The organism is Paraburkholderia sp. Tr-20389 (assembly GCF_017104565.1).
Classification (GTDB): Bacteria; Pseudomonadota; Gammaproteobacteria; order Burkholderiales; family Burkholderiaceae; genus Paraburkholderia.
The window spans coordinates 70,150-96,591 of sequence record NZ_JAAGPD010000043.1; the positions used below are offsets into that span (position 1 = coordinate 70,150).

22 protein-coding genes and 1 pseudogene are annotated in these 26,442 nt (G+C 59.4%); 17 read left to right on the top strand and 6 right to left on the bottom strand.

All coding sequences use genetic code 11. The annotated features are described in order from the left end of the window. Nucleotides 1-41: 41 nt before the first annotated feature. The 9 genes from G3N95_RS31745 to G3N95_RS31785 all read left to right on the top strand — a co-directional run bounded on the left by G3N95_RS31745 (nt 42) and on the right by G3N95_RS31785 (nt 11,330). On the top strand, nt 42-1,211 hold the full coding sequence (locus G3N95_RS31745) for an iron-containing alcohol dehydrogenase (RefSeq protein ID WP_205974040.1): 1,170 nt from the start codon (nt 42-44) through the stop codon (nt 1,209-1,211). Next, complete coding sequence (gene pdxA, locus G3N95_RS31750) at nt 1,208-3,553, top strand: 4-hydroxythreonine-4-phosphate dehydrogenase PdxA (protein ID WP_205974041.1); 2,346 nt, start codon at nt 1,208-1,210, stop codon at nt 3,551-3,553. Before G3N95_RS31745 ends, pdxA begins: the two co-directional genes overlap by 4 nt. Before the next feature lie 122 nt (nt 3,554-3,675). Then, nucleotides 3,676-5,094 carry a sodium:solute symporter family protein gene (locus tag G3N95_RS31755; protein ID WP_205974042.1) on the top strand — a complete coding sequence of 473 codons (1,419 nt, stop codon included), beginning with the start codon at nt 3,676-3,678 and terminating at the stop codon, nt 5,092-5,094. Between the two features lie 32 nt (nt 5,095-5,126). Then, entirely contained in the window at nt 5,127-6,314 is a 1,188-nt protein-coding gene (locus G3N95_RS31760) for a sialidase family protein (RefSeq protein WP_205974043.1), read from the top strand. Between the two features lie 104 nt (nt 6,315-6,418). After that, nucleotides 6,419-7,222 carry a DeoR/GlpR family DNA-binding transcription regulator gene (locus G3N95_RS31765; protein WP_205974044.1) on the top strand — a complete coding sequence of 268 codons (804 nt, stop codon included), beginning with the start codon at nt 6,419-6,421 and terminating at the stop codon, nt 7,220-7,222. Nucleotides 7,223-7,236: 14 nt separating this feature from the next. Next, nucleotides 7,237-7,941 carry an SDR family oxidoreductase gene (locus G3N95_RS31770; RefSeq protein ID WP_205974045.1) on the top strand — a complete coding sequence of 235 codons (705 nt, stop codon included), beginning with the start codon at nt 7,237-7,239 and terminating at the stop codon, nt 7,939-7,941. Nucleotides 7,942-8,024: 83 nt separating this feature from the next. Then, nucleotides 8,025-9,032, top strand: coding sequence for a triose-phosphate isomerase (gene tpiA, locus G3N95_RS31775; RefSeq protein ID WP_241019061.1), 1,008 nt, complete (start codon nt 8,025-8,027; stop codon nt 9,030-9,032). 4 nt (nt 9,033-9,036) lie between these two features. Then, nucleotides 9,037-9,516 (top strand): nuclear transport factor 2 family protein, encoded by a 480-nt coding sequence (locus tag G3N95_RS31780; protein ID WP_205974046.1) that lies wholly within the window; start codon nt 9,037-9,039, stop codon nt 9,514-9,516. A 179-nt stretch (nt 9,517-9,695) separates the two neighbouring features. Beyond that, the gene (locus G3N95_RS31785; RefSeq protein WP_205974047.1) at nt 9,696-11,330 is read left to right on the top strand and encodes an NADP-dependent glyceraldehyde-3-phosphate dehydrogenase; all 1,635 of its coding nucleotides are present in this window, start codon (nt 9,696-9,698) and stop codon (nt 11,328-11,330) included. Nucleotides 11,331-11,767: 437 nt separating this feature from the next. Here the strand turns inward: G3N95_RS31785 and G3N95_RS31790 are convergent, their stop codons facing one another. Further along, nucleotides 11,768-12,646: a LysR family transcriptional regulator gene (locus tag G3N95_RS31790; RefSeq protein WP_205974048.1), complete on the bottom strand. Its 879-nt coding sequence runs from the start codon at nt 12,644-12,646 to the stop codon at nt 11,768-11,770. 114 nt (nt 12,647-12,760) lie between these two features. Here G3N95_RS31790 and G3N95_RS31795 point away from each other — a divergent pair, with 114 nt between their 5' ends. Beyond that, nucleotides 12,761-13,438, top strand: coding sequence for a peroxiredoxin-like family protein (locus G3N95_RS31795; RefSeq protein WP_205974049.1), 678 nt, complete (start codon nt 12,761-12,763; stop codon nt 13,436-13,438). 251 nt (nt 13,439-13,689) lie between these two features. Here G3N95_RS31795 and G3N95_RS31800 read toward each other — a convergent pair whose 3' ends face one another. From G3N95_RS31800 to G3N95_RS31810, 3 genes are all read right to left on the bottom strand, one after another. Next, complete coding sequence (locus tag G3N95_RS31800; RefSeq protein ID WP_205974050.1) at nt 13,690-14,115, bottom strand: putative phosphothreonine lyase domain-containg protein; 426 nt, start codon at nt 14,113-14,115, stop codon at nt 13,690-13,692. A 759-nt stretch (nt 14,116-14,874) separates the two neighbouring features. Then, nucleotides 14,875-15,258, bottom strand: a complete 384-nt coding sequence (locus G3N95_RS40730) for a hypothetical protein (protein ID WP_241019062.1) — start codon at nt 15,256-15,258, stop codon at nt 14,875-14,877. An 11-nt stretch (nt 15,259-15,269) separates the two neighbouring features. Continuing rightward, the gene (locus G3N95_RS31810) at nt 15,270-15,974 is read right to left on the bottom strand and encodes a hypothetical protein (protein WP_205974051.1); all 705 of its coding nucleotides are present in this window, start codon (nt 15,972-15,974) and stop codon (nt 15,270-15,272) included. Between the two features lie 659 nt (nt 15,975-16,633). Here G3N95_RS31810 and G3N95_RS31815 point away from each other — a divergent pair. Beyond that, the gene (locus G3N95_RS31815) at nt 16,634-17,005 is read left to right on the top strand and encodes a helix-turn-helix transcriptional regulator (RefSeq protein ID WP_205974052.1); all 372 of its coding nucleotides are present in this window, start codon (nt 16,634-16,636) and stop codon (nt 17,003-17,005) included. A 1,529-nt stretch (nt 17,006-18,534) separates the two neighbouring features. Here G3N95_RS31815 and G3N95_RS31820 read toward each other — a convergent pair. Beyond that, nucleotides 18,535-19,305 (bottom strand): annotated as a pseudogene (locus G3N95_RS31820) (thymidylate synthase); the annotation flags it as partial. A 234-nt stretch (nt 19,306-19,539) separates the two neighbouring features. After that, entirely contained in the window at nt 19,540-20,934 is a 1,395-nt protein-coding gene (locus G3N95_RS31825) for a sigma-54 dependent transcriptional regulator (protein ID WP_205974053.1), read from the bottom strand. A 547-nt stretch (nt 20,935-21,481) separates the two neighbouring features. Between G3N95_RS31825 and G3N95_RS31830 the strand changes: the two genes are divergently transcribed. The 6 genes from G3N95_RS31830 to G3N95_RS31855 all read left to right on the top strand — a co-directional run bounded on the left by G3N95_RS31830 (nt 21,482) and on the right by G3N95_RS31855 (nt 26,235). Then, the gene (locus G3N95_RS31830; RefSeq protein ID WP_205974054.1) at nt 21,482-21,967 is read left to right on the top strand and encodes a hypothetical protein; all 486 of its coding nucleotides are present in this window, start codon (nt 21,482-21,484) and stop codon (nt 21,965-21,967) included. Nucleotides 21,968-22,074: 107 nt separating this feature from the next. Next, entirely contained in the window at nt 22,075-22,578 is a 504-nt protein-coding gene (locus tag G3N95_RS31835) for a hypothetical protein (protein ID WP_205974055.1), read from the top strand. After that, a complete protein-coding gene (locus G3N95_RS31840) occupies nt 22,575-23,198 on the top strand; it encodes a hypothetical protein (RefSeq protein ID WP_205974056.1) in 624 nt (207 codons plus the stop codon). Before G3N95_RS31835 ends, G3N95_RS31840 begins: the two co-directional genes overlap by 4 nt. Before the next feature lie 29 nt (nt 23,199-23,227). Beyond that, nucleotides 23,228-24,619: a hypothetical protein gene (locus G3N95_RS31845; RefSeq protein WP_205974057.1), complete on the top strand. Its 1,392-nt coding sequence runs from the start codon at nt 23,228-23,230 to the stop codon at nt 24,617-24,619. A gap of 83 nt (nt 24,620-24,702) precedes the next feature. Continuing rightward, on the top strand, nt 24,703-25,422 hold the full coding sequence (locus G3N95_RS31850) for a C39 family peptidase (protein WP_205974058.1): 720 nt from the start codon (nt 24,703-24,705) through the stop codon (nt 25,420-25,422). 6 nt (nt 25,423-25,428) lie between these two features. Then, complete coding sequence (locus G3N95_RS31855; protein WP_205974059.1) at nt 25,429-26,235, top strand: peptidase C39; 807 nt, start codon at nt 25,429-25,431, stop codon at nt 26,233-26,235. Nucleotides 26,236-26,442 lie beyond the last annotated feature (207 nt).

Here is a 26,442-nt window from a genome sequence, read left to right on the forward strand (position 1 = left end):
GACTGACCGATTCACAGATTCACAAGATATAGAGAGCTGAGATGAACACCACTTACCACTTCCAGGGCGTCAAGCACATTGTGCATGGGCCGAACAGCCTGGACCACCTGCCGGAAAAGCTTGCCCTGCTTGACCGTCCGGTCCGCCGCATTGCATTCATCACGCAGCCGGTCATGGAGGAAAACGGCGTGGTGGGTCGTGTCGTCGCAGCCTTGAAGGCGAAAGACATCGAAGCGCTGATTGTCCGGGACGTGCAACCGGAACCGACAATCGAAAATGTCGAGTCGGTCTATCGCGAACAGATTGAGCCGTTCGCGCCCGACGCCGTGCTCTCCATTGGCGGGGGCAGCGTGCTGGACGCCGCAAAGCTTTTCGCTGTCCGGCTCACTAACCAGCAACCGTTGCGCGAATGGCTGGGCATTGACCTCATTCCGGCACCCGGCGTTCCGCTCGTACTGGTGCCGACGACGGCGGGTACGGGTTCAGAAGTCACCCCGAACGCCATCGTTACGCTGCCCGATGAAGAGCTGAAGGTTGGCATCGTAAGCCGCCACCTGCTGCCGCAACTCATCATCCTGGACGCGACCCTGACACTCAACCTGCCGAAGTCGATTACGGCGGCGACAGGTATGGATGCTTTTATCCACTCGCTCGAATCGTACATCTCGACCAAGGCGAATCCCATCAGCGACATGTTCGCGATGGAATCAATGCGGTTGATTGGCGCAAACCTCGTTGAAGCTTACGAAAACGGGCAGTCACTCAAGGCCCGCGAAGCGATGCTGCTCGGCTCTATGTACGGCGGCCTGGCCCTGACGGCAGCAGGTACTGCCGCTGTGCATGCCCTGGCCTATCCGCTCGGTGGCATGTTCAACATCACGCACGGCGTCGCTAATTCCATGCTGCTGCCGCACGTCATGGCCTTCAACCTGGACGCAATCGTCGACCGCCTCGCCAATGTCGCACGTGCCCTCGATATTGCCCAGCACGACGACAGCGACGAGTCAGCGGCAGACAAGTTGCTCGCACGCATTCACGAATGGACCGCAGCCATTGCCATCCCTCAGGACCTGCGCGTTTTCGGCGTATCGGTAGACCATCTTGACGCGCTCGCTGTTGCAGCCTCCAAGGTGAAGCGGCTGCTCGGCAACAATCCCAAGCCTTTGAGTCTCGACGACATCAAGGCTATTTACAGCCGTCTTCTGCCATGAACGCCCCCATCCGCGGCGACGCGCGGCTTCTCATCATCGGTGACGACCTGTCCGGCACCGCTGACTGCGCCGTCACCTGCACCCATCATGGACTTCGCAGCGTCGTCACGCTTGGCACCGGGTCAACCAATGCAGCGGGTGACGTCGATGTGATGGCCGTCGATACCGACACGCGCCGGCACGAGCCTGCAGAAGCCATGCTGGCAAATGTTCAGGCATGGCGTGTCTTTGCAGAAGGACGTCGCGTCTACAAGAAGATTGACTCGACCTTGCGCGGGAACGTCGCGGCAGAAGTCGCCGCCCTCGTACCCGTCGCAGGAATGGCCATAGTTGCGCCAGCGTTTCCTCAAGCTGGCCGGACGACACGCAACGGACAACAGCTCATTTTCGGCGTACCCGTTGAAGCATCTGAAGTCTGGAAGAACGAACACATCACAGGAACTGCCAACCTGTGCGCGATGCTGACACAGGCGGGTCTGCGCGTCGCTCATGTGACATTGGATACGGTGCGCGCTGGCGTGGCCACGCTGCTTCCGAAACTCGTCGACTGCCAGCGAGAGCAGTTCCAGGCTGTGGTTTGCGACAGTGAAACGGACCAGGACCTCACAACCCTGGCTGCTGCGTCGGCCACGCTGAGCGGCATGTTCTGGGTGGGCTCTGCCGGACTCGCATCGCCGTTGGTCAAAGTATTGGCTGAATCCGCTTCGCAACCGTCCATCGGTGGGTGTGCAACCAGCCAGTCTTCGATGAAAGAGCTGTCGATTCGCGGTGGTGTCCTCGCCGTCGTCGGGAGCATGTCCAGCGTCTCGCATCAACAGGTCGCGACACTGCGGTCGAATGCTCACGATGCTGTCGATTTTTATGAAGCCAACGCGCAATCATTGCTCAACACGGTCAGTTCTACGGCCCTTGCGCTCGCGGCTGGCGTCACTGAGACGCTGAGAAATGGACGTCACGCAGTCGTTGCGCTTAACCAGTCTGAACGCATTCCCGTCAGCGACAGTGCGTTGCTCGCGCGACGCCTCGCAGAGGTACTCGCGCCTGCCGCCAAAAATGCTGGTGGCCTGATTGCAACGGGAGGCGAGACGGCCCGCGCGCTGCTTTCGACAATGGGCATCGACTCACTCCAGGTCATCGAAGAAATTGAACGCGGTGTTCCGTTACTTGCGGCCACACAAGGCGGACGTACTCTGCCCGTCGTAACCAAGGCGGGCGGCTTTGGCCAGCCCGAGACACTGTATCGCGCGTGGCAGCGACTCGTTGCCATGCAGCCAGCGGACGCGCAAGCGCCGCGTCAACCAAGCGAAGAGGAAGCTATGACTTATCGTCCCGTTATTGGCATCACCATGGGCGATGCCGCCGGCGTTGGTCCCGAAATCATCATGAAGAGCCTTGCGCACGCCTCGGTATACGACCAGTGCCGGCCGGTTGTCATTGGCGACGCAGCGCGTTTGCGCGATGCGGGCCGCAGGGCCGGTGTCAGTCTCGAAGTTCGCACCATCAGCAAGCCTGCCGACGGCGAATTCCGCCAGGGCGTAGTCGATTGCATTGACCTCAAGCTGATTCCTGAAGACCTGCCCTATGGAAAGCTTTCCGCCATCGCAGGAGATGCTGCGTATCAGTACATCGCCCGTACGGTGGAACTGACGACCGCCGGGGAGCTCGACGCCATCTGCACCGCACCGCTCAACAAGGAAGCGTTGCACGCTGGCGGCCATATTTTCCCCGGACACACCGAAATGCTCGCGCATCTGACGGGCATCGAAGAGGTGTCGATGATGCTGGTGGCACCCAACCTGCGCGTGATTCACGTCACCACCCATATCGGTATTATCGACGCGATTCGCAAGATTGAACCGGGCCTCGTTCAGCGCACCATCGAACGCGCCCATGACACGCTGGTTCGTGCCGGCATCGCCAATCCATGTATCGGCGTCTGCGGAATCAATCCGCATGCCGGCGAGAACGGACTCTTCGGTTATGGGGAAGAGGAAGAAAAGATTGTTCCCGCCGTCAAGCTCCTTCAGGAGCGCGGATGGGATGTTGAAGGCCCACTGCCGGCCGATACGCTGTTCTTCCGCGCAGGCCGGGGCGACTTCGATGTTGTGGTCGCGATGTATCACGACCAGGGTCACGGTCCGGTGAAGGTTATGGGTCTTGAAGCCGGAGTGAACGTTACTGTCGGCTTACCCGTCATCCGTACTTCGGTAGACCACGGTACGGCGTTCGACATCGCGGGCAAAGGCATCGCCGATGAACGCAGCATGCTCGAGGCGTTCCGGCAGGCACTGGACCTTGCGACGCGTCACAACGAACCGTCGACTGCCACGAACGCCGCTTAAGCATTCGGGCTAGCAACAACCAACTGAGTAACGAGCGATACCGGCAGGCACATGCCGGGTAGCTCGACGCACCTTAATGCAGCTCAACGCGCATCAACCGAAGGTCATCAGGAGACAACGTCATGGCCACCTTCAGTTATTGGGACACTGCCATCATCATTGGGATGGTCGTAGCCTATATCATCGTTACCAGTCTGCTCAGCATTCGCCTGCGCAGTAAAAATTCTGAACAGTTCATGGTGGCCGGGCGTTCGATGCCTGCTGTGGTTGTCGCCATCCTGCTGATGTCCGAATTTATCGGCGCAAAGTCGACCGTCGGTACGTCGCAAGAAGCGTTTACCGCAGGGATGGCCGCTGCATGGTCAGTAGTGGCGGCAGCAATCGGATTTCTCTTCTTTGGCCTTTTCATGGCCAAACGACTCTATGCATCGGGCGAGTTCACCATCTCCGGCTTCATCGCCAAGAAATACGGAAAGGGTGCCAAGCTTGTCGTGTCTGCCATCATGATTTACGCCCTGTTCCTCGTGAACGTGGGCAACTACGTGAGTGGGGCTGCGGCAATTTCGACGGTCATGCGAATCGACCTGCCGACAGCAGCCTTCATCACCGCAATCGTGAGTACCATCTACTTCGTCTGGGGCGGTCTGAAAAGCGTCGCCTACCTGACCATTGTTCACAGTGCCGTTAAGCTCATCGGAATTGGCATCCTTGTCTGGATGGCCTGGAAGCTCACGGGCGGAATCAAGCCGATGGCGGCAAGCATGCCCCAGCATTTCTTCACGTGGTCGGGTGCCCTGTCTGGCGGTACGATTGGCGCGTGGATTATCGGTACGGCCGGTGCAATTTTTTCGACGCAGTTCATCATCCAGGCTATCTCGGCTACCAAGAGCGCTGAGGCTGCGCGGGCTTCGTCGTTGATTGCAGCATTCCTGTGCGTACCGATTGGCCTGGCGCTGGGCTTCATCGGGGTGTCGGCGAAGTACCTGTATCCGGGCATCAAAAGCCTGTATGCACTGCCGGTGTTCCTGCAGCACATGAACCCCATCCTTGCAGGTGTCGTCACGACATCACTCGTGGCCTCCATCTTTGTGAGCGTCTGCACGGTCGCTCTGGCCATCGCCTCGCTGGTTGTGAAAGATTTCTACGTGCCTCGGTTCAACCCGACTCCGGAGGTCGAACTGCGGATGACACGCTGGATTTCTCTGGTGGTCGGCTTTCTTCCGCTTGTTTTCGTCCTGTTCGTGCCGCAGATTCTCGCGCTGTCCTTCTTCACCCGCGCGCTGCGCCTCTCCGTTTCCGTCATTGCGCTGATTGGCATCTATGTCCCGTTCTTCAGTGGCAAGCGCGGGGCGGTCTCGGGCCTCGTCATCGCCACACTAGCAACCACGGTGTGGTACCTGCTCGGCAACCCGTTCGGTATCGACAACATGTACATCGCGCTCGTCACCCCCGCGATTGTCCTCGTCGTGAGCAAGCTGCTGTTCCATGGCACGGGTTCGGACCTTCAGGACAAGGGACTGACTCACCGCGAGTCCCACTGACCTGTCCAACCATCAGAGAGAGAGAGATTTTCATGAACACGAACTTCGTTGAAGCGGCGGGCGCCACCTCGGATAACTGCGTCCGCACCGCCTACGCAGATGCCGAACGGAAAGAGGCTTTCCTTCCCACCTCTTGCGTCCAGAACCATGCCGCAAATCTGCACGTGCTCCAGAACGGCGACCTGTTGTGTGTCTGGTTTGGTGGAACCCAGGAAGGCATTCCTGACGTCTCCATCTACATGTCACGCCTCGCGGCGGGAGCCGGCGAATGGTCCGCACCCGAGAAACTCTCGGACGACCCGACACGCTCAGAGCAAAACCCCGTACTTTTCACGGCGCCGAACGGTCAGCTCTGGCTGATTTACACCGCGCAGCTGTCCGGTCACCAGAACACCGCAATCGTTCGTCGACGGATTTCGACGGACAACGGAAAAACGTGGGGAGCCGTCGAGACGCTGTTCGACCGGCCGGGGACGTTTGTTCGTCAACCGATTATCGTTCTGCAAGGCGGAGCATGGATTTGTCCGGTGTTCCTGTGCCGGACCGAAGCGGGCGAACGCTGGGTTGGCAACAATGACATCAGCGCGGTCATGGTGTCGGACGACAAAGGCGCAACGTGGACACAGCACGAGGTCCCGGATAGCGTCGGCTGCGTGCATATGAACGTCCATGTTCTCAAGGATGGTTCGCTGCTCGCTCTCTACCGCAGTCGCTGGGCCGACTTCGTTTATTCGAGTCGCTCGACGGATGGTCGTGAGTGGAGCGCGCCGCAGGCGACCGACGTCCCGAACAACAATTCGTCGATTCAGTTCACGGTGTTGAAGAACGGCCATCTCGCGATGGTATTCAACGAAAGCGACGCTTCGCATAGCAAAGAGCGTCGCGCATCGCTCTACGATGACATCGAGGATTCGGAAGACAGCGGGGAACTGCGTGACCAGCAGGCCTCCGCGCGCGGTTCAGCTTTCTGGGGCGCACCGCGTTCACCGATGTCTCTGGCGATTTCCGAGGACGACGGGAAAACATGGAACCGGCGTCGCAATCTGGAAATCGGTGACGGCTACTGCATGACGAACAACTCGGCCGACCAGCGTAATCGGGAATATTCCTATCCGTCCATCGTGCAGTCAGCTGATGGCCTGTTGCATGTGGCGTTCACGTGGTTCCGGCAGAAAATCAAATACGTGTGCGTTGACGAATCGTGGGTGCGCGGGCGATGACTCTGACGCCGACAAATGGTCGGTCAGTGCGGCAATTGGATAAACTTGGTGTCCTGGACGCGCGGAAAAAGGCGCGAACGCTACTGGACCAAGAATTTACGCACATGAAAGTGACCAGACGCCGCGAGGCGATGCTGCAGGCGGTACTCGGCGGGATGACAGACGTTGCAACGCTGTGCGAGCACTTCGGCATGTCGGAAGCAACGGTTCGCCGGGACTTGCGTGCCCTAGCGCGCGACAACCGGGTTCTTCGGACTTATGGCGGGGCCGCGGCGGTCGGTTCCCATGAGCCTGAGCCATCGCTTGAAGAAAGGCGAATCAGCTCACGAGAGCAGAAAGAGGCCATAGCACAACTGGCAAGCACGTTCATCGAAGACGGCGACACGATATTCCTGGACGGCGGCACGACCACTGCGGCGCTCGCCCGGCTCCTCTCAGGGCGGACGTTGGTACACGTTGTCACCAATAATCTGCTGGTCGTGAGCGGGCTCGTGTCTTCAGGCGTTCAGGTGACGGTCATCGGCGGTGATGTCAGGTCGACGAGCATGAGCACGCTTGGTCCGCTCGCGCAAATCGCCCTGAATCGCCTGAGCGTCGACAAGGCCTTTCTGGGCGCTGACGGTGTAGTGGCCGAGCTTGGTTTGTGCGAAGCGAGCGCCGACCAGTCGTACCTGAAGGAGTGCGTGATGCGCCAGGCAGCTGATGTATTCGTGCTTGTCACAGCGGACAAGCTGGGACACGCCAGCCAGCAGCACTGGGCTCCCCTCGAGCGCGCCTGGACACTTGTCACGGACGATGGCGCCCAGCAGGAACAACTTGAGCCTTTTGAAGCGCAGGAAAGGATTACTGTCCGGACGGCAAGCGTAGAGGCCGCCACTACAGCTAACGGGTCTTCGCAGGTCCAATAGCAGTCGGAGACATCGTGGATACATCGGAGCAGTCAAAGCCAGGCTTGCGTCATGCAGTGGTCACGGGCGTATCTTCAGGAATTGGACGAGCAATTGTCGACCGCCTGCTCTCCGATGGCTGGCGGGTTACGGGGCTGTGTCGCTCAGAGTTTGCAGCGACGAACAAGTTGCTCAAGGTTGTCCGGGTTGATGTTACTGACTTCGAGGCGCTTGGACATGTCTGCGATGAACTCGAACCAGTGGATGCAGTGGTACATGCAGCCGGCTTCATGCGGACTGCGCCGCTCGGCCAGCTCTCGCACGAAGACGGAGCCGCGATGTGGCGCCTGCACGTCGAATCGGCGGAGTTCCTCGCCGACCGCCTAGTACCCACGATGCGGGCGGGCGGCAGAATTGTGCTTGTCGGTAGCCGGACGGCCAACGGCGCGGCGACTCGTAGCCAATATGCCGCCACAAAGTCGGCATTAGTTGGCCTGTCGAGGTCCTGGGCAGCAGAGCTAGCTCCGAGAGGCATCACCGTAAATGTTGTGGCCCCTGGGGCGACGGACACTCCGTTTCTTCGTGACCCGGCGCGAGCCGCAACACCACCGAAACTACCTCCGATTGGACGATTTATCGCGCCCGAGGAAGTCGCAGCCCTGACGAGTTTCCTGTTGAGCGAAGGGGCCAGTTCGATAACAGGACAGCAGATTGTCATGTGTGGCGGTGCTTCTCTTTAGGTTTTTGCGCAGGCAATAGTTCACAGCTAGCTCTTTCAAGATTTTATTGCGAGTGTGGCGACATATCCTAAGGATGCCTAATCATGAAAATTGTTGAGATACGTGAAAAGACGGTAGCCATTAGTTCGCCAATTCGCAACGCGTACATCGATTTCAGCAAAGACACACGGAAAATTTCGGGCGCGACTGGCAATGTCTGGCGGCCCTGTGACCTGACAGGTGAAATCTTGGAAACACAGCTTCAGCCTCAATCCATGCTTGTTGTTGGCAACTGGAAAATGCACGGTCGCAAGGTCGAAAACGAAGCCCGTTTGAGTTTTCTGGCTGCCAATCTTCCGGCGAACACTCGCGTCAGTGCTGCTGTCTGCGTGCCGTTTCCATATCTTGCTCAAGCGGAAGCGGCGTTGCACGCTTCCACTGTAGGTCTGGGCGTCCAGGACATCTCGGCTCAGTCGACGGGCGCCTTCACAGGCGAGGTAAGCGCGGCGATGGCAGCCGACTTCGGATGTGGTTACGCAATTATCGGGCACTCTGAGAGACGGTCGCATCACGCCGAGTCATCCTCGTTGATTGCAGCAAAGGCAGCGCGAGCCACAGACCATGGCCTCATTCCCATTGTCTGCGTCGGAGAAACTCTTGAGGAGCGAGAAGCCGGCCGAACAGAGACGGTCGTCACTACACAGGTCATTGAGATTCTCGATTTGCTGGTCGATGCCTCGCCGGAGAATCTGGTCATAGCATACGAACCGTTGTGGGCGATTGGTACAGGCAAGTCGGCGAGTGGTGCCGAAGCACAGGAGGTTCACGCGTGTATCCGCGCATCGCTTCGGGAACGAGTCAGGGGCCTCTCGGGGGTACGCATACTTTATGGTGGCAGTGTGAAGGCCTCAACGGCAGTGGACCTGTTTAGGCAGCCCGATATTGACGGAGCCCTCGTGGGTGGCGCTTCTCTGGATGCTGCGGAATTTGTCCAAATCTGGTTGGCCGCGGACTGTGCAAGAAGGGTTGAAGAGCATCGCTCTGCTGTATCGAGCCCGGCGAAAGACACCCAGATAGCTGGCTCGTTGCATTCACCGACGGACAGGAGATAAGGCGATGGACCAAAGAAAGCTCGGCTGTAAGCGACGAGATGCCCTGATTGCGGTGGGAGCAGGCATCGCCGTGGTGGGCTTTGCTTCGAAAGCGCTTGCCGCGAATTCTGACGACACAAATGCAGCCGACTTGGCAGGTGCCGTTGAGGAATTACGGCGTGCTCTCGTCGACGGTGACGGAGATGCTCTGGTTGCGCTGACGCATGACGACCTGACCTATTCCCACTCGGATGGTCGTGTCTGGACAAAGCACGACCTGCTCGAAAATATAGCGGGAAAGAAGCGTTATATGACCATTTCTGTCACGGCGCAAACTGTCACCGTCGTTAAACAGACGGGCATCGTCCGGCATACATACGACGTGCTGAACAACCTGGGAGATGGGAAGACAAATTCCAGCCATATCAAGGTGCTCATGTGCTGGATTAAATCCGGTAGAAACTGGCGATTACTGGCGCGTAGTGGCACAACGGCTCCAACCTGAAAAGGCTTGTACTAATCGCACTGCGGCAGCGGGTACGTCGGCGCGCTGCAGTAACGCGCCGCTTCTATAGCCCGTCCTCGCCAACGTTGGCACATCTTCAACGCGGTGGTGTCGCTCGCGTCTAAGCGGCGCGTTGCGCCAACAGGACACACCGTCATTTACGAACCGTGGAGCAACACTTGGAAAATGCTGACTTCGGAAAACTGCAGGTGCGCTTCCCCGGCCTCGACGATATTCCCGATGCCGCCCGTCTGGACGCGCCAATTCATCAACGCGTCTCTCTCGTCGACGGCGAGCTGAAAACGTGGGACGGAGCCTGCAAGACCGTGTTATCCCCGGTCTGTGTTCGACAGGATTCCGGCGAAATCGAACAGGTCGTCATTGGCAGTTATCCGGTTATGGGTGAGACGGAAAGTGATGCCGCGCTCGATGCCGCTGTTCAGGCGTATGACCATGGCCGTGGCTTGTGGCCAACTATGACGGTGGCGCAGCGTATCGGCTGCATGCAAGAGTTCATTCGTCTCATGGCGGCGAAGCGTCAGGAGATTGTGAAGCTAATCATGTGGGAAATCGGCAAGAGCCTCGCTGACTCACAGAAGGAATTTGACCGTACCATCACCTACATGCAGGACACCATCTCGGCTTTGAAAGAGCTGGACAACAGCAACTCCCGCTTTACCATTGTCGAAGGCACCATCGGTCAGATTCGCCGTGCTCCTCTCGGCGTCGTGCTTTGCATGGGACCATACAACTATCCGCTGAACGAGACGTTCGCCACGCTCATTCCGGCATTGTTGATGGGCAATACTGTGGTATTCAAACCGCCGCAGTACGGAACGTTACTGTTTTACCCGCTCGTCGAGGCATTCCGCACCGCGTTCCCGAAGGGCGTTATCAACACGATTTACGCGCCGGGCGCCATAGTGGTTCCGCACATGCTTGCTTCCGGAAAGATTAATGTGCTGGCACTCATTGGGTCGAGCAAGGTCGCCGACTACCTGAAGAAGCAGCATCCGAAATCACACCGGCTGCGCGCCGTTCTTGGTCTGGATGCCAAAAACGCCGCGATAGTGCTTCCAGACGCCGACATCAACCTGGCTGTGAAGGAATGCCTGCTCGGGGCGCTGTCGTTCAACGGTCAACGATGCACTGCGCTCAAGATGCTGATGGTGCATCGGTCAATCGCAGATGAGTTTCTCGAACGCTTTACTGCCGCGCTTGAGAATCTCAAGGTCGGGATGCCGTGGGAACAGGGTGTGTCGATTACACCGCTGCCGGGCATGCATCGCACAGCGTACATGACCCAGGCGATTGACGACGCAAAAGCCAAAGGTGCTCGCGTCGTAAACGAAGGTGGAGGCGTCTTCTGCAAGACGCTTTTCTACCCGGCCGTGGTGTACCCGGTCCAGGAAGGGATGATGCTCTATCGAGAGGAGCAGTTTGGGCCGCTCGTCCCTGTCATGCCGTTCGACGACGTCGAAACCGCGCTTGAGTATGTCATCACTTCGGACCACGGTCAGCAGGTCAGCATTTTCGGCAACGATGCCGCGCAGTTGGGTGCGCTCGTTGACCCGTTGGTCAATCAGGTTTGCAGAGTCAACATCAACTGTCAATGCCAGCGTGGACCCGACATCTTTCCGTTTGCCGGCCGCAAGGATTCTGCGGAGGGTACTCTGTCAGTAACCGATGCACTGCGCGCATTCTCGATTCGCTCGATGGTCGCCACAAAGGAAACGGACGGTAACAAGGCTTTGCTTGATGCGATGGTCAAGAATCATCATTCGAAGTTCGTCAACACGGGCTTCATTTTCTGACGGCTGAACAGTCGAGAGGGAGCAGCGGCTGGTCGGAGGGAAACCCCTCAGGTGGTAATTGGCCGAGTACGACTGGAAATCCGTCCGGCGGCGGGCGCGGCAATGCGACACCTCGCGGAAGCCGGTGACAATTGGCAGGGAAGCAAGAATCGAGGTTCTGCTTCCCTGTGATGCAGCAAACTACTGCGAATTTCATCGTCTCGCCGCTTATCCCTCATCCGCCGAATTTTTTGCAAACAAATCTCCCCTGCGAGCCGAGAGCTCTGCTGACGCACTCCTTTGTTGCGAAATCATCACCCCTGTTGCGCGGTATACATAGTGCTGCCCGTTCCGTGGTGCAGCCGCATGATTGGTCGGACATCAACGGCAGCAGTGGCGGGACAGCCGGTACTGTGGGATAGCCTTGAGATACCGGACGAGCCGCCGCGTGAAGCACGTCAGTTTAGTAGCGTCTCAACGAAGCTGGCGAATGTTCGCGCCTTAGCAGTGGCCATCCTGCCCGTTGGAAATACAGCGTACGCATCCACAGCGGGCAAGCTCCATTCGGGTAACACGGATATAACAGCGCCGCTGGCCAGTTCTGGCGTGAACATCCAGTTCGATGCAACAGTTAGCCCGAGACCCGAAAGAACAGCTTCACGTATGCCTTCGGCTGCACTCAATCTCGCACGTCCTCGCATGCTCACAGACGCCTCCGCACCGTCGCGCGTGAACGTCCAGGCAGACGGCAGTTGGCTATAGATAATCGCCTCATGCTGTTCGAGGTCAATGGGAGCTTGCGGCATCCCGACGCGGTCGAAATAGGCTGGCGTACCAAGCACGAGAAGACTGCCACTCGCGAGCTTGCGAGCAACAACGGACGAATCAGGCAGCGAGGTCATGATTCGAAGTGAAACGTCGATACCCTCAGCGACCAGGTCGATGACCCTGTCGTCCATGACTAGGTCGATTGATAGGTCTGGGTGCTTGTCGAGAAATTTCGGCAGATGAGGCACGACGTGGATTCTCGAGAAGGTTGTCGTTGCCGACACACGAAGCACGCCTGAGAGGCCCACACCCGCACCTCGCGCTGCGAGTTCGGCTTCATTCGCTTCGGCTATCGCCGCTCGCGCGCGCTCGTAAAAGCGCTGGCCGGCTTCAGTAGGAGTGAGCCCATGAGTCGAGCGACTCAGGAGGCTTACTTTCAGCCACTCTTCAAGTTGCGCCACCACCTTCGAGATGGCCGGCTGGCCCACGCCCAGTTGTCGGGCAGCAGATGAGAAAGACCCTGTGTCTATGACCCGAACAAAGGTCTCCATTGCGCGAAATCGGTCCATTTCATTCCTCGATGGAATAACCGTTATTGTATCCGCGCCTCTACCATTCCAAACGGCAAGATTCTATCTTTCTCTTGCGCCTCATTCCGAGGTATTGCCTTCAGGAGAAATCAGATGAGTCTGCAAGCTAAATTAGCCGCGTTCAAGAAGAACTTCGAAGCTGGCGGCCCGCCCTATAGTGCTCCGGGATGGATTCACGAGCCCATGCGCCGCGCAACGAACGAACTCATCGAGACTGGCGCCGCGAACAACGCGAAAAAAGTCGATGACGTCGCGCCGACATTCAATTTGCGGGACGCCGATGGGAACGAGGTTTCCTCTACCGAGATTCTCACGAAGGGGCCGCTGGTCATCAGCTTCTATCGTGGAGTGTGGTGCCCGTACTGCAACATGGAGCTGCAGGCGCTACAGGAAGCTCAGCCTACCATCCGTGAACTCGGCGCCAACCTCGTTGCAATCTCCCCACAGACGACACCGAATAGCCGTCGGTCGGCCCGTGAAAACAAACTCGAGTTTCCGATTCTTTCTGACCCGGGCAATGAAGTCGCCGCCGCGTTCGGACTGCGATTCTCACTGCCGGATTACTTGGTCGACCTCTACAAGAACGTGTTCAAGAATGACTTGGGAATTGTCAACGGGGACCAAACCTGGACGCTGCCGATGCCGGCACGTTACGTCATCGGGCAAGACGGCAGCATCGTCTACGCGGAGGTGAACCCCGACTATACGACGCGGCCAGACCCGGAAGAGCTCTTGCCTGCTCTGCGTAAGCTCGCCGATGTGACCAAGTGAGAGCATCGAATCATTATGATGGACATCTGGTTCGCGTCCCTCAGCGGGCCAGGTGCAGAGTATCAAGCCATACGGACGACGCGGAGGCACCGAGAGTACGCACAATGAGTTGATGGGCCGCAAGGCAGGCGAACACCCGCGCCCCCGATGAATAGGAGGCCGTCCGCTTCTCGCAAGTGGTGGGCAGCTTTCTCCAGCTTCTCCGACTTCCGATTGGTCAAATCCGCTCGCCATCTAAACGCGACCGCAGCCTACGCACGCATATACCACTCACCAGGGCCGTAAATCCTGTTCAGGGTATCGACGTCTCGCTTGTAACCGAGTTCTTCCACAAAGCCGAGCGACCGCAGGACTTTACGCACACGCATGAGTTCCGATTGGTCTGTCCAATCTCGCGTGTAAACGCAAATCACGTGACCATCGCGTCCTATGCTGCGCAGAGCCGTAGATACCTTGGCGAACAGGAGCTTGTCATCTTCGACGGCGCCTTTAATTTTGCTCCATGCCGAGTCGACATCGGATGACGCAACAAAGACACACCACTTGCCTGTCGTAGGTCCGGAGGAAATGATTCCGCAGTTTGGGGATTTCCTCATCTGCCAGCCTCGACTAAAGTCTTCGGATGGGCTGTCTGACGCCCTTGATAGCAGCTCTTCGATACGCGATTGTTCGTTCATTTCAGTTTCGCTTCCAAGCGTGTTCCGAAGTTGCTGAGCGCGCGGTTGGTACTCAGGCTCGCGTTCGCTGACTCTGACCTGAGGCAGCTATGTCCACTGTATTCGGCTTATTCGTCGTCACCTGACGAAGCTTGGTAGGCTCTTGCAGCGGCTCGCTGTTGCGCCTGATATGCCAGCACGGACAGCTTTGTGATGAATAGGTCGTTCCCACTTTTGCGCCGAAGCTTGAGTTTTCCTTGCTCAAGCAGCTTCACAACATGCAGGCGAGAAACGAATAGCAGTTTCGCTGCGTCAGCGATGGACACAGCATCGACTTCTGGTCGAGCGACCCGCTTACGGTGTCGATTTGTCTGGTATCTCACCGGTGTTCTCTAGCAGCAACTCCTGCGTACGCTTCATAACCCAAGCCATCTCGGCTTGCGAAAGGTCCCACTCGCCCGAGTCGACCTTCAATCTCACGCCTTTCTCGACTCTGCTCAACGCCGTGTCCCGGGACATGCCAGAGCTCGAAATCTTTCGCGATGCGTACTCAGTGAGTTGGGCAGCAAGGTCCTCACACGCGTCATAGCGCACCCACAGTTTCTCCTCCGAGAGACCTCTTTGATAACGCCCGTCAACCTCGAGAACGAGAAGTTTTGGTTGAACCCCGGCTACGGAACCTAATTCCGGCTCCCTAGGGAAATTATCTGGCACACGTCGGTCCATCATTCTTTGCTCCATGACGGTTGCTGTCACCGCGGGTCTAGGGCCTCTTTCGTATCAATCTGCTTCGCCGAGCCTCGCGCGACATCGTTGTAATTCTTTGCTGAGCTCATCTATCCGCGACTGCATGCCAGCCGCTTGTTTCAGCGGCTTTCCGATTTCATGCCAGTAGGCATACCCCAAATCCCCGTCGTCCAAGCCGATTTGATGTAGCTTGCGGAGCGCAATGTCGAGGTCGATATGGTTGTCCAAGCGCATATCTCCTTCGGTGACTTTCACTGCTGGGTGGTCGCTCTCGTGAGTTGGTAACCGTCGGAACAAGACTCCTTCATTCACGTATCTCCTACTGATGCGCAGCACGGCAAAAGTAAGCACGGCATTAGCTGCAATCATGACCAGAAGTGCGTAGTTGTTGAGCGAGAACGTCAAGAGCGCTTTCATAGCCAACATACTTATGAACTCAGGTCTTGTTCCGTAGGAAACAGCCTAGCGGATTGCTCCACGAAGCTTTTAGCGTCCTCGACTACCGGCCCGACATCTCCAGCCGATAGCCTCTGAAGCGGCGTAGCACCGTTCAAGGACGCAATTGGCGTCGTGAAAAAGTCGAACATTGTCCAGGAATTGGTTTTGCCAAGAGCACGTATGACCCTTCTGAAGTCGTCGCGAAAAATCGTGGTCGAGAGAAAAAACGCTGGGTAGTAGGCTTCGGGACCGAAGAAGACGGGGAATAGTCTCTGCGATTCAACAAGCTTAGCCAGCTTCTTTTCTGTGAGGCCAGCCGAGATGCAGAAGTCGTGCTTCCGAAGCACTTTCCCTTGGAGCACAAGCGGATAACGCTTCGTGTTGGCATCACGGTACCTGGGGGAAGGCTTTTTCTCTGGCGTCCGTTCCGATTCAGGTTTCACACGCTCGCGAAGTCTATCTTCCTCCTCGCTAAGCGCAGGGAAGTCGATGCCATAGACCATAGCTTGGCCAACGGCCTTGCAAAGATGATTCTTGAACATGCGGCCAAGCGCCGCGTCAGGAATTTCGAGCAGCGTTTCGGCGACTCTCGGGTCAAATAGGATGGCCGCAATCGCAGCGCGATGGATGATATGTTCAACCCACTCGTTTTGGGGCGACGTTTCGGGCTTTGTCGCGCGCGTAGAACGCGGCATGGTCATTCCTTTACCTGAGTGAGACTAAAACCTGTCTTCGCCGATTCAGCGATACGCAAATTTGCTGAAAGCTCTCACCTGTTTTCAAAGCTCATCACGCGTACCAACCGTGGTCTCTTAACACGATTACCGGACGCTACAGGCGAACACGGTCTCGGCTCCCCGTCGTTAGCTGAATACCAATACTTCACGACGTCAGCATCTTTAGCCTGAACCTCCTGCCACAATCCATTTACTCGACAGAGCGTAACGGAAGCGTCAGCTTCATTGCGAGCCAACAGGTGAACCGAAAAGCTGACATCGCCAAGTTGCAGTACCAGTTGAATCAGCGCCTCGGCACCGTCCACCACCCAACCATCCGCGCTCGCGCAGTCCACACCGCGAGAGGAGGCTACGACGAAGAAGTTGGGCGTGAGGTCCGTCCATCCAACGCAGCGCCACGCAAGAAGTGGCTGCATGAGCCTCTTCTTTATGGGATGTGGCTCTTCCCAACTGCTGTCAGTAAATAGCATTGCACAAACCGAATAATTGGGGCACAGCCGCTAGCTGTTAAGTTAACTACCAGACACAACATGTCTTATATCAACATAACATGCCGTTACGTTTATTTCCAGATGAGGAGACTATATGTGTCGACCAACGACACAGAATGTTGAGTAGTGACATCGAAAAATGAACAGAACTTGGCGAGTCAACTTGGGGCTGCGCTTGCTCGTATCCGTGCCGAGCGGGGATACACACAAGAAGTCCTGGCCGAGCGACTCCAAGTAACCATCGAGACCATTAGCCGGTTTGAACGGGGTACCGTTCTTCCGTCGTTGCCCCGCTTATATGAGCTGGCTGAAGTGTTGTCGGTGCCAGCGGCCGAGCTTCTACAGCGCGGGTCCTCGCGGTCGAGTGACACCGCTCAGGAAGTGGTGTCGTTGCTCGAACGACTGTCTCTTGACGACCAAATCTTGGTCAGGAGGTGGTTTGGCGAAATGTGTGAGCGACTTGCCAAGAAGCCACCTTCCCGGAAGAAGGCGCTCTGATTCGGCCAAAATTTGGCGCTTGGCTTTAAAAAGGCTCGCGATGCCCCGCTGGGTTGTCAGCTTTGACAGCTACTTGCAAGGCCATCCCAGTAACGGCCGACGGCGGAAACGCCTCCATTGGTGTCGGCCTAACGTACGGAAGCGGCTCGGCACAAGACCATCAACGGACCCCAATTGTTAGCCGGAGCATCATGCCGGCACAATCTGCCCGAGCGGGAGTTGGGCGATTGCATCGTCTCGAGTCGGAGTGACCGGGACGTTTGTCGCACTCGCGCGACAATCCTGCCCGCATCTGTAACCGACGCAGTCCGGGCGGTCCTCGTCAGCAGTCTCGAGCAGCAAGGAAGACGCTCAGTTGGGTCGTCCGGTCCAAGTCGCTCCAGCAGCGAACGAGGTTGGAAGCAATCGATGACTGCGCAGCTCTGCGCATGTCGTCGGAATAGTCCCAAGGTTCTGCCATCCAACGCGCCATGGGTGTCGTTAGGCACGGGCGCGGTTCCCAGCCTAGCTCCCGCGACATCGAGCCGCAAATTCCCATTACGGTTTCGCGCATGCGGGCTTTCGAGATTTCCGGCACGTCGGCAAGGTAGGATTTCGTCGTCACCTGGCTGGAATGGCCGAGTTGCTCGGCAACCAGCTCTGCGAAGTCGCTGCAATTGGCACGCATCTCATACCTCACTTAGCTCTTAACCTAGATTCGACGGCAAATCTCTCAACAGCAGCCTACGTGCTGGGAGTGTCAAGAGTAGATGGCTGCCACGGAAAATTCAAATCGGTGAGGAAATCCACGCGAAGGCCAAGCCGTTTGCTTGCGAGCTTGAGAACCCGCGAATGCTCTCGGTCGAGCCTGTGACAACGTCGAAGCCGTGGCACTCCAACGACGTGGCGCCATACGCCTCATTCAAATCCAGCCTCCTTCAACAGCGCGACAGCTTCCATGAAATTTAGACTATATAAATGCATAACTAAATCTATTGCTCCACCGCCGCCTTGCTTGGAGCGGGTGTCGTAGAACTTTGGGCCTTGCAAAAGAAGTTCGAATTCCCGCCCACCCGCATTCACGTGCCAGCGTTCCGTCTCGGTCGCCGTAGTCGGTTCAAAGGTAACGTCACGCTTCGCGTGGTTCGCGCACGCGCAGACTACCTGCGCTGCAGCGAGGCTCCTTAGCTTCTCGAGGTCTCCATGGGGCACTCTTCCCATTCGTCTTCTCCCAAGTGCAAGCGGTCGCTCGATGTTACGACGTCATGCGGTCGGTCAGGTAGAAAGTCAGGTGCGTGATGTTTTAAGTATTTACCGTCTTTTCGCGCCTCACCCCTCCTCAAGATTTACCGTGGTGGTCAGGTGACGCTCGAAAAAACCAACGGTGTCGAGTAGCAGTCTTTCATTTTTGAAAGACGAGTAGCGTTTTTGGGGTCAATTCAGAAAGGGAGTAAAGCGAGAACTAGAGATGGTACTTTTGAGAGAAGTACCAGAGAAAAACCGGCTGAAACGTAGACTCAGTGGTAGGTTGGTACTTTTTTAGGTTCCGGAAAAATGTGCGCATCACCGATGAAATACGTGAACCAGCGCGGCGTATAGCCCGTCAGCCGACCGACGAGATGCAGCAGTGCAGCCCCTTCCGTCAGGTTGAACGGCGTGCCGAGGCCGACGTCGTTGCTGCGGATGTACAGGCACAGCGAAATCTCGCGCTTCGCGGCGTTCGGCAGGAACTGGTACAGCAGATGGCACGCAGGCAGCGCGATTTCCTCGAGCACGGCCGGATTCCAGGCATGAAACAAAATCCGCCGGTCGGACGGGTTGTTCATGATCGCGTCGAGGCACTGGCGAAGCTGGTCGATCGCCTTGTACAGCAGCACCTTGCGCACGCCGCCCTCTTCGAACTCCGTGACGGGCGCGTAGCCGCGCGAGACCGCGTCTTCCAGCTGCGCGCTCGCCGTCGCGTCGAGCACCTTGTACGCCGGCCACTGCCGCCACTGCACGCCGTAGACGTCGCCGAGGTCGTCCGGCCCCTGGCGATACGGATTGGCGAGCCACTGCGCGTTTTCGTTCGCGTTCGCATCCCAGACCTTGCAGCCGAGCGCGCGGAAATCGGCGGCGCTGCGCGACGCGCGCAGAAAACCGATCAGTTCGCCGATCGCCGACTTGAACGCGAGCTTCTTCGTCGTCACGGCCGGGAAACCCTGCTGAAGGTCGAAACGCAACATCGCCCCGGGCATGCTGATCGTGCGAATGCCGGTGCGGTTCTCCTGCCAGCTGCCGGTATCGAGGATCGTGCGGACGAGGTCGAGGTACTGTTTCATGCGGGTTCCTTCGGCGTGGCGCGCGAGCGCAGCGGACCGTTTTTGGGAAAACCCCGATTCTAGCAAGCCGCACGAACGCGGGTGAGCGCGCTGAACGGACGGGCAAAACGCTTCGCGCCCGAACTCGAACCGCTCGCGCTGCCACGCTGCTGAAACGAAAAAGCCCGGCCAGCCGGCCGGGCTTCCTGAGCGGAACAGTCACGCGCCATCGAGGCGCGCGGCGCCTCAAAGCGCCTAGAGATGCGGCATCGTCGACGGCATTTCCGCGTGTTGCGCGAGCGGCTCGCTTTCCATATGCCGCATTCCGTGCGAACACAACAATCGGTACAGCGTCACGCGCGAAATGCCGAGTTCCTGTGCCGCGTCGCCGAGACGCCCGCGATGACGCAGCAAAGCCAGTTCGATGGCCTGCCGCTCGGCCGCCTCGCGCGCCTGCGCCAGCGACACCGGCACGATTTCGACATACTCGGCGAGTTCGAGATCGCGCGCGGTGATGGCCCGTCCTTCCGACATCACGATCGCGCGGCGCACGCGGTTAATCAGTTCGCGCACGTTGCCCGGCCAGCTGTAGTTGTGGAGCGCCGCGATCGCATCGGGCGCAAAACCGCGCAGCCGGCGGCTCGCATCTTTTCTGAAACGTTCGAGCATATGCCGCGCGAGCAGCTCGATGTCCTTGCCGCGCGCGCGCAGCGGCGGCTCGTCGATCTGCAGCACGCACAGACGGTGATACAGGTCCGAACGGAAGCGCCCTTCGATCATCGCCGTATTCATGTCGACGTGCGTCGCGGAGATGATCCGCACGTCCACTTCAATCGAGCCGTGTCCGCCCAGCCGCTCGACCTTGCGCTCCTGCAGGAAGCGCAGCAGGCTCGCCTGGCTTTCGAGCGGCAGGTCGCCGATTTCATCGAGGAACAGCGTGCCGCCGTTCGCCGCTTCGACGCGGCCGATCTTGCGCTGGTTGGCGCCCGTGAAGGCACCGCGTTCGTAGCCGAACAGCTCCGATTGCAGCAGATGCGGCGGAATCGCGCCGCAGTTGATCGGGATGAACGGCGCGTTGCGGCGCGATGAACGCTCGTGAATGGCGACAGCCGTGAGTTCCTTGCCCGTGCCCGATTCGCCCGAGATGAAGACGGGCGCGTCGGTCATCGCCACTTTGCGGATGGAGCGGAACAGCGCGAGCATCGCGTCGCACGAGCCGACCATCTCGCCTTCCGAGCCGCCTTGCGACGCGTCGTTCGACGCGGGCTCGCCGAGCGAAACCATGCCATAGGCATGACCGACGGAATCGACGATCCGGTCGCCCGAATAAGGCACGGTGACGTAATCGAAACAGTAATCGCGCACGAGCCGGCGCAAGGCGGCGTCCTGCAGCTGGCCGGCCATCGTGGTGGCGACCCAGCCCACATTGGGCATGGTCAGGCACGACTCGAAGGCCGCGATTTCGTGCTGCTGGAAACAGCTCGACAGATCGAGCAGACCGCCCGCCGCCATCCCCGAGCGCACGGCGCGGCGCGCGTCGCGAGCGGAGCCGACGACTTCGACATGCCACCCGCGCTCATGAAAACGCGTGTTCAACTCAGCGCTGGGATCTCTTGATACGTAAATCAGTTGCCGCGTGGCGGATTCCATTATTCAGATCCTCTCGTCAACGAACGTTAAGGATGACGGCATGTGCTGATCTGGATTTAGCTTTCAGGCACGCCTATTCGCACGGGATTCGCAAACAGCGAAAACCGAACGGCCATTCCATTCCGTACGGACAGCTGATCCCCGAAAAACGGCGCGTGTATTGAAACGGCCCAGTACTGGGCTTTTTAAAATCGTGTGCTTGGATGAGAGCTTACTATACGCGCGTGCCGGCGAAAACAAATATGCGAATTAAATCGTCCAGCCTTGTGCAGCAAGGATTTGCGACTGATGAGCAGGCTCATTGACAGACCATTTATTCGATGGAAGCGCATTCACCATACTTTTTTATCAACGTACTACGCTCGCGTTGCACTTAACGCATCCATTTGAAATTTGCGTGTTTTCAGGCTGAGGTTTCAGACCTGAAACGTTTTCGTACGATTTGGATCGCACCTCGGCCGATCCATTTCAGTCCGTCCAATTGCAGCAATGGATTGCGACCGATGGCACATGTTTCGCTAAATCTCCCGCATCAAGGAGAGACATCATGCGACTCGTTTTCCGCATCGACTCGAACCCGATTCCGCTGCTGCCCGCCGGCGTCGCCGTGTGTATGGCCTTTGCCCTGTCGGCGCTGCCCGCCGGCGCGATCGCCCAGGAATCCATGAGCGCTGCCTCACAGACTGTGTCGGCCGCGCAACAGGCCACCGATCCCGCCGCGGATGAAACATCGAACGTCGCGGCAATTCCGGATACCGCAGAGATCGCCGCTGATACCGATACGACGGGTGCGCAGGTGCTGAACGTGCCCGCGGACGGCGCAGCGACCAACGACATCGCGCTCGACGACCAGATGCTGTCGCGTCAGCGCGGCGGCGCGGCGGGGATGGTGATGGTCGCCGCGACGCCGCAGCTGATGCACGGCTCATCGGTGACGCTGTGGGACGAAATCGCTCCGCCCTCGCCGCTGCCCGTGCCCATCGACGCCGCACGCGCCGCGCAAGGCAACGTCGCGAACTATCAGCGGAAGTAGCAAGGCAGCACAGCATCGAACGCATCGAAGAAACAGGTACGCAGACCAGTGCGAACTCAGTGTGAACTATTTCGCACTCCAGACAGGTCAAGTCGGGGATACGTAAAATGATCGCTTCATTGGGGACGCTGTGCAGCCGCACGAGCCGCGCGAAAACGCTCGCCGCTCTCGCCGGCCTGTTCGCCGCCGGCTTCGCGGGCGCGGCCTTCGCGCAGGCCGCGAACCCGGGCGACATCGTCGTCCAGCGCGAAATCACGCCGCGTATTGCCTATGCGCCCGTGCCGAGGGATCAGGACCCCATCAGCGCGCGTGTCTCGACATTTCCCGCCACCACCTTCGATCCAACGATGGCGCAACTCGCGTCGGACGCCGACCTGACCAACGCGCACGGCTCGACGGGCCTCGACCGGAACGCCGCGGGCGGCGCAGGCCTGCAGGCCGTCACGCGCATTCTCACGGGCAACACCACGAACAACAACGTGGCGCTCAACTCGGGCGGCATCGGCCAGCCTGCGCCGGGCGTCGGCGGGACCCTCTCTTCGTCGGTCACGGGTGCGCTCGCCCCACTGTCGACGGCGCTCGGCGGCGCGCTCGGAGGACTCGGCAAATGAACCCGCTACTCCGCCCGATCCTGCCGCTGCGGCCGCTTCTGCCGCTCGCGGCCCTGGCACTCGCCGCCGCGCAACCGGCGTTCGCCCAACAGGCCCGCGTGAACGGCGACGCGAGCATCGCCACGGGCGCCGCCGTCGGAGCGACGGGCGCGATCACGGTGAACCAGGCGGCGGGTCTGAACAACGCACAGGCCAACCAGCTGACGATCAGCAACGGCGACGCCGCCGCGAACGACAACGCGAGCGTCCAGAGCGCCACCGCGCGGGCCCGGGTGCCGAGCGCGCGCGCGTCGATCGAAGGCAACGCATTTTCGAATTCGTCCGGAGCGGTGATGGTGAACCAGTCTGCGGGCGCAGGGAATCTCCAGCGCAACAGCGTGCAGCTCGGCACTGCGGCGCCTGGGGTCGAGACCGTCTCGGATGGCGTGCTATCCGCGACGGCCGCGAACAACGGCGGTCAAGGCCGAGCGGTCGCAGTTCAGCAGGTCCGCGAGGCCGGCATTTCCGGCGACGCCTTCAGGAACGTCAACGGAATCGTGCAGATCAACCAGACTGCCGGAGCCGGTAATGCCACGGCGAACAGTTTTGTGCTCCGTCCCCCGGCGGGCACTCTTTTCTAACTGACCACAACTAGTATCGGAGCGAAACCATGAAGCGCACTCTCATTGCAGCCGCTGTCCTCGCAGCCGCCTCGTCGAGCGTCTTCGCGAGCCCGCTGAAGAACCCGTTCATCTTCAATGCGACGCTGGTCGGTGAAGCCGTCGGTATCGAAGGGTTCGTCACGCTGTTCGGCTGCGTCGGCGTCTCCAGCACCGCGGGCGCCGTCGTCAACAACACGCAGCACGCCTACGGCAACGCGTCGATCAGCCCGAACGCCCAGTCGTACACGTCCGGTTCCGTGACGACGCGGATCGACAACAGCTACAAGTCGATCGACGGCGGCGGCAAGGCCTGGGCTTCGCTGTCGACCTCGCACTCGTCCGAATCGTATAGCGCGCAGGGCTATCAGGCCTCGGCGGGCTACAAGTACGGCGAGCAGAGCAGCTCGGTCAAGGGCGGCGGCTTCGAGTTCAGCGCCCAGGCCGCGGCCATCGAAGGCGGCTTCAGCCATGAGAGCCAGAATTCCGGCGGACACATCTCGGCAGGCGGTCATGCGAGCGGCAGCTACGAGTACGCGTCGCACAACACGCCGTGGAAGGGCTCCGGCTATGCCAGCGTGCAAGGCGGCCTGTCGGCGGGCTACAAGGAGTCGAGCTACAGCAACAGCGAGCACGTGTCGGGCGGCTTCGCCGCAGTCGAAGCTTCCGGTCAGGGCAAGGTGTGGGGCTACCAGGCCAAGCAGGGCTCCGGCTACGTCGCCTATGGCGAGCAGTCGAGCGGCTATGACGTCGAAAAGTCGAAGACGCATGACAGCATGTCCGCGCAGTGGGGCTTCAGCTCGTCGGTCTCGAAGACGGATGTCGAGGTGTACGGCTCGGTCACCCAGCACATCAACACGCAGAAGGCGGGCACGCTGACGGCGACGACGGGCGCCAACGCGGCGACGAACGTGAGCGGCAACATCGGCGTCAACATCGCCGAAGGCGTGAACAACGCGCAAAGCAACGACGCGGCGCTCGCTTCCGTCGATGCCGGCAACGTGTTCGGCAACGCCCAGGTGTTCAACACGCAAAGCTCGGGCGGCAAGGCGAAGATCAACAACTTCAATGTCAACGCGTCGGTCGGCGACGGCTCGCTGCAGTACGCATCGGGCAACGTCGGCGTGAACGTCGCGTCGGGCATCAGCAACGTGCAGAACAACAGCATGGCTGCTTCGACGTCGACGGTCTCGCGCAACCACGGCAGCGCGGCAATGGTGGCAACGGACGACTCGTCGCAATCGGCGGGCGTGGACTTCCGCGGATCGTTCGAAGGCACGGCGTCGCTCGGCGCCGGCGCCCTCAGCCACGCGACAGGCAACATCGGCGTGAACATCGCGGGCGGCGCGGGCAACGTGCAGCACAACGGCCTCGCCATCGCCTCGATGAACACCAGCCGCTAAACGAGGCAGCGGTAACAGAAGCAGCCATACGGGATGTGCCGGCGGCCGATACAGCCGCCGGCACAATCTGGCAGGAGACCAGCATGTCCGGGTTCGACCCGTTGCCGGCGTTACGACGCGCCGTATCCATCGCCGTGCTCGCAACTTGCGGATTGTGTGCGCAAGTGCACGCACAGGCGACCATCGACACGTCTACCCTCGCAGGTATTCCGCTTACTAAATCGGTGCACTCGATGAGGGACCTGCGTTACCGCCATATCGTCAGCCAGCAGTTCGACTACAGCTGCGGTGCGGCGGCGCTCGCGACCCTCCTCAAGTACGGCTACGGGATCGACATCCCCGAGACGGATCTGATCCGCCGGATGATGGTTTTCTCGACGCCGGAGGTCGTGGTCAAGAACGGCTTCTCGATGCTCGACATGAAGAAGTTCGTCGAGACGATCGGGCTGCGGGGCCGCGGGTTCCGGGTGAACACGGACGCGCTGTATCACCTCCAGATTCCCGTCATGGTTCTGATGAACCTCGACGGCTATGAGCATTTCGTGATCGTCAAGCACGCGCAGGACGGTCGCATCTTCATCGCGGACCCCGCACTCGGCAACCGGATCCTGCTCGAGGAGGATTTCGCGAAGACATGGAATGGGCTCGTGTTCGCAGTCGTCGGGAAACCGTTCAGGGAGGATTCCCCGCTGTTGCAGGACAACGAGTCGCTGGCCTTGCGGCTGCGCGAGCGTGCGCTCAATAGCGGCACGGCAGCGACTCCTTTTGTCGAATACGGCTTGATCAAGGCAGACCTGTTCTGACCACCCATGAAGCACTCCCTCTCACAGCCCGGCCGCGCGTGTCTAGCGACAGTGATTGCCACGACTTGCGGCCTCGCAACGGGCGCCCACGCGCAGGACGTCTCGACGTTCCGCGACGTGGCGCCGGCGGCGATCCAGTGGCAAAGCGTCGGGGATGACGTGCTCGCCCAGCAGACCGGAAAAGGCGCGGGCGGACAAATGATCTCCGGTTTCGTTTTGAACGTACTTTCGCAATGGCAGTTGCCGAACGGCGCGAATGCGCTCGCGCAAGGCTCCCTTTCCGTTGCACGCGATGCCGCGAACGCGCTGACGGCCCACGTCAATACGCTCGCGCACGTCGCCGACGGCCACGGCAATCCGGGCGCAGACCCGAATGCGCGGGCGGACGGCGGACAGCACATCGCGGTCAACGGCGTATCGCAGGTCACGCAGGTGGCGGGCGATCGCAACGCCGGATTCAACACGGCGACGATCGACTTCAACAACAATCCGCAACTGCTGGCGGGCGGCACGAATGCGCAGAGCGCGGCGGCATCGAACACCGCGGGCAACGTCAAGGCGGGCATCTCGTTCGGCAACGGCGGCGTGACCGTCGCGCTGCAGACGCCTGCCGGCATCGCTTCGCAAACCATTGCACCGGGCAACGCGCAACAGGCCGGCGCGATTGCACAACTGCTGCAGATTGCAGGCAACAACCAGCAAGTCGCCAACCAGTTGCAGCTCTCGCTGCAGACGGCACCCATGTCGTCCGCGATGCTGCGCCAGGCAGGCGTACTACAAGCCCTGCAAAACGCGGTGAATGCAAGGAGATAAGGCGGGCCGCCACCCGTCAACCCGTGTCACCAGGAGGAGAAGTTGTACCAAAGGCGGCAGCACTCAGAACGAACAGGCGCTGCCAGTTTCACCGGGGGAAGAAAACAATGATGACCGAAACAACAGGCGGAAGGCCGCGGGTCCGGCTCGCGGCTATTCCTGCCGCGGCGATGCTGTTCGCGCTTTCGCAGGGGGTTTTCGCTCAGT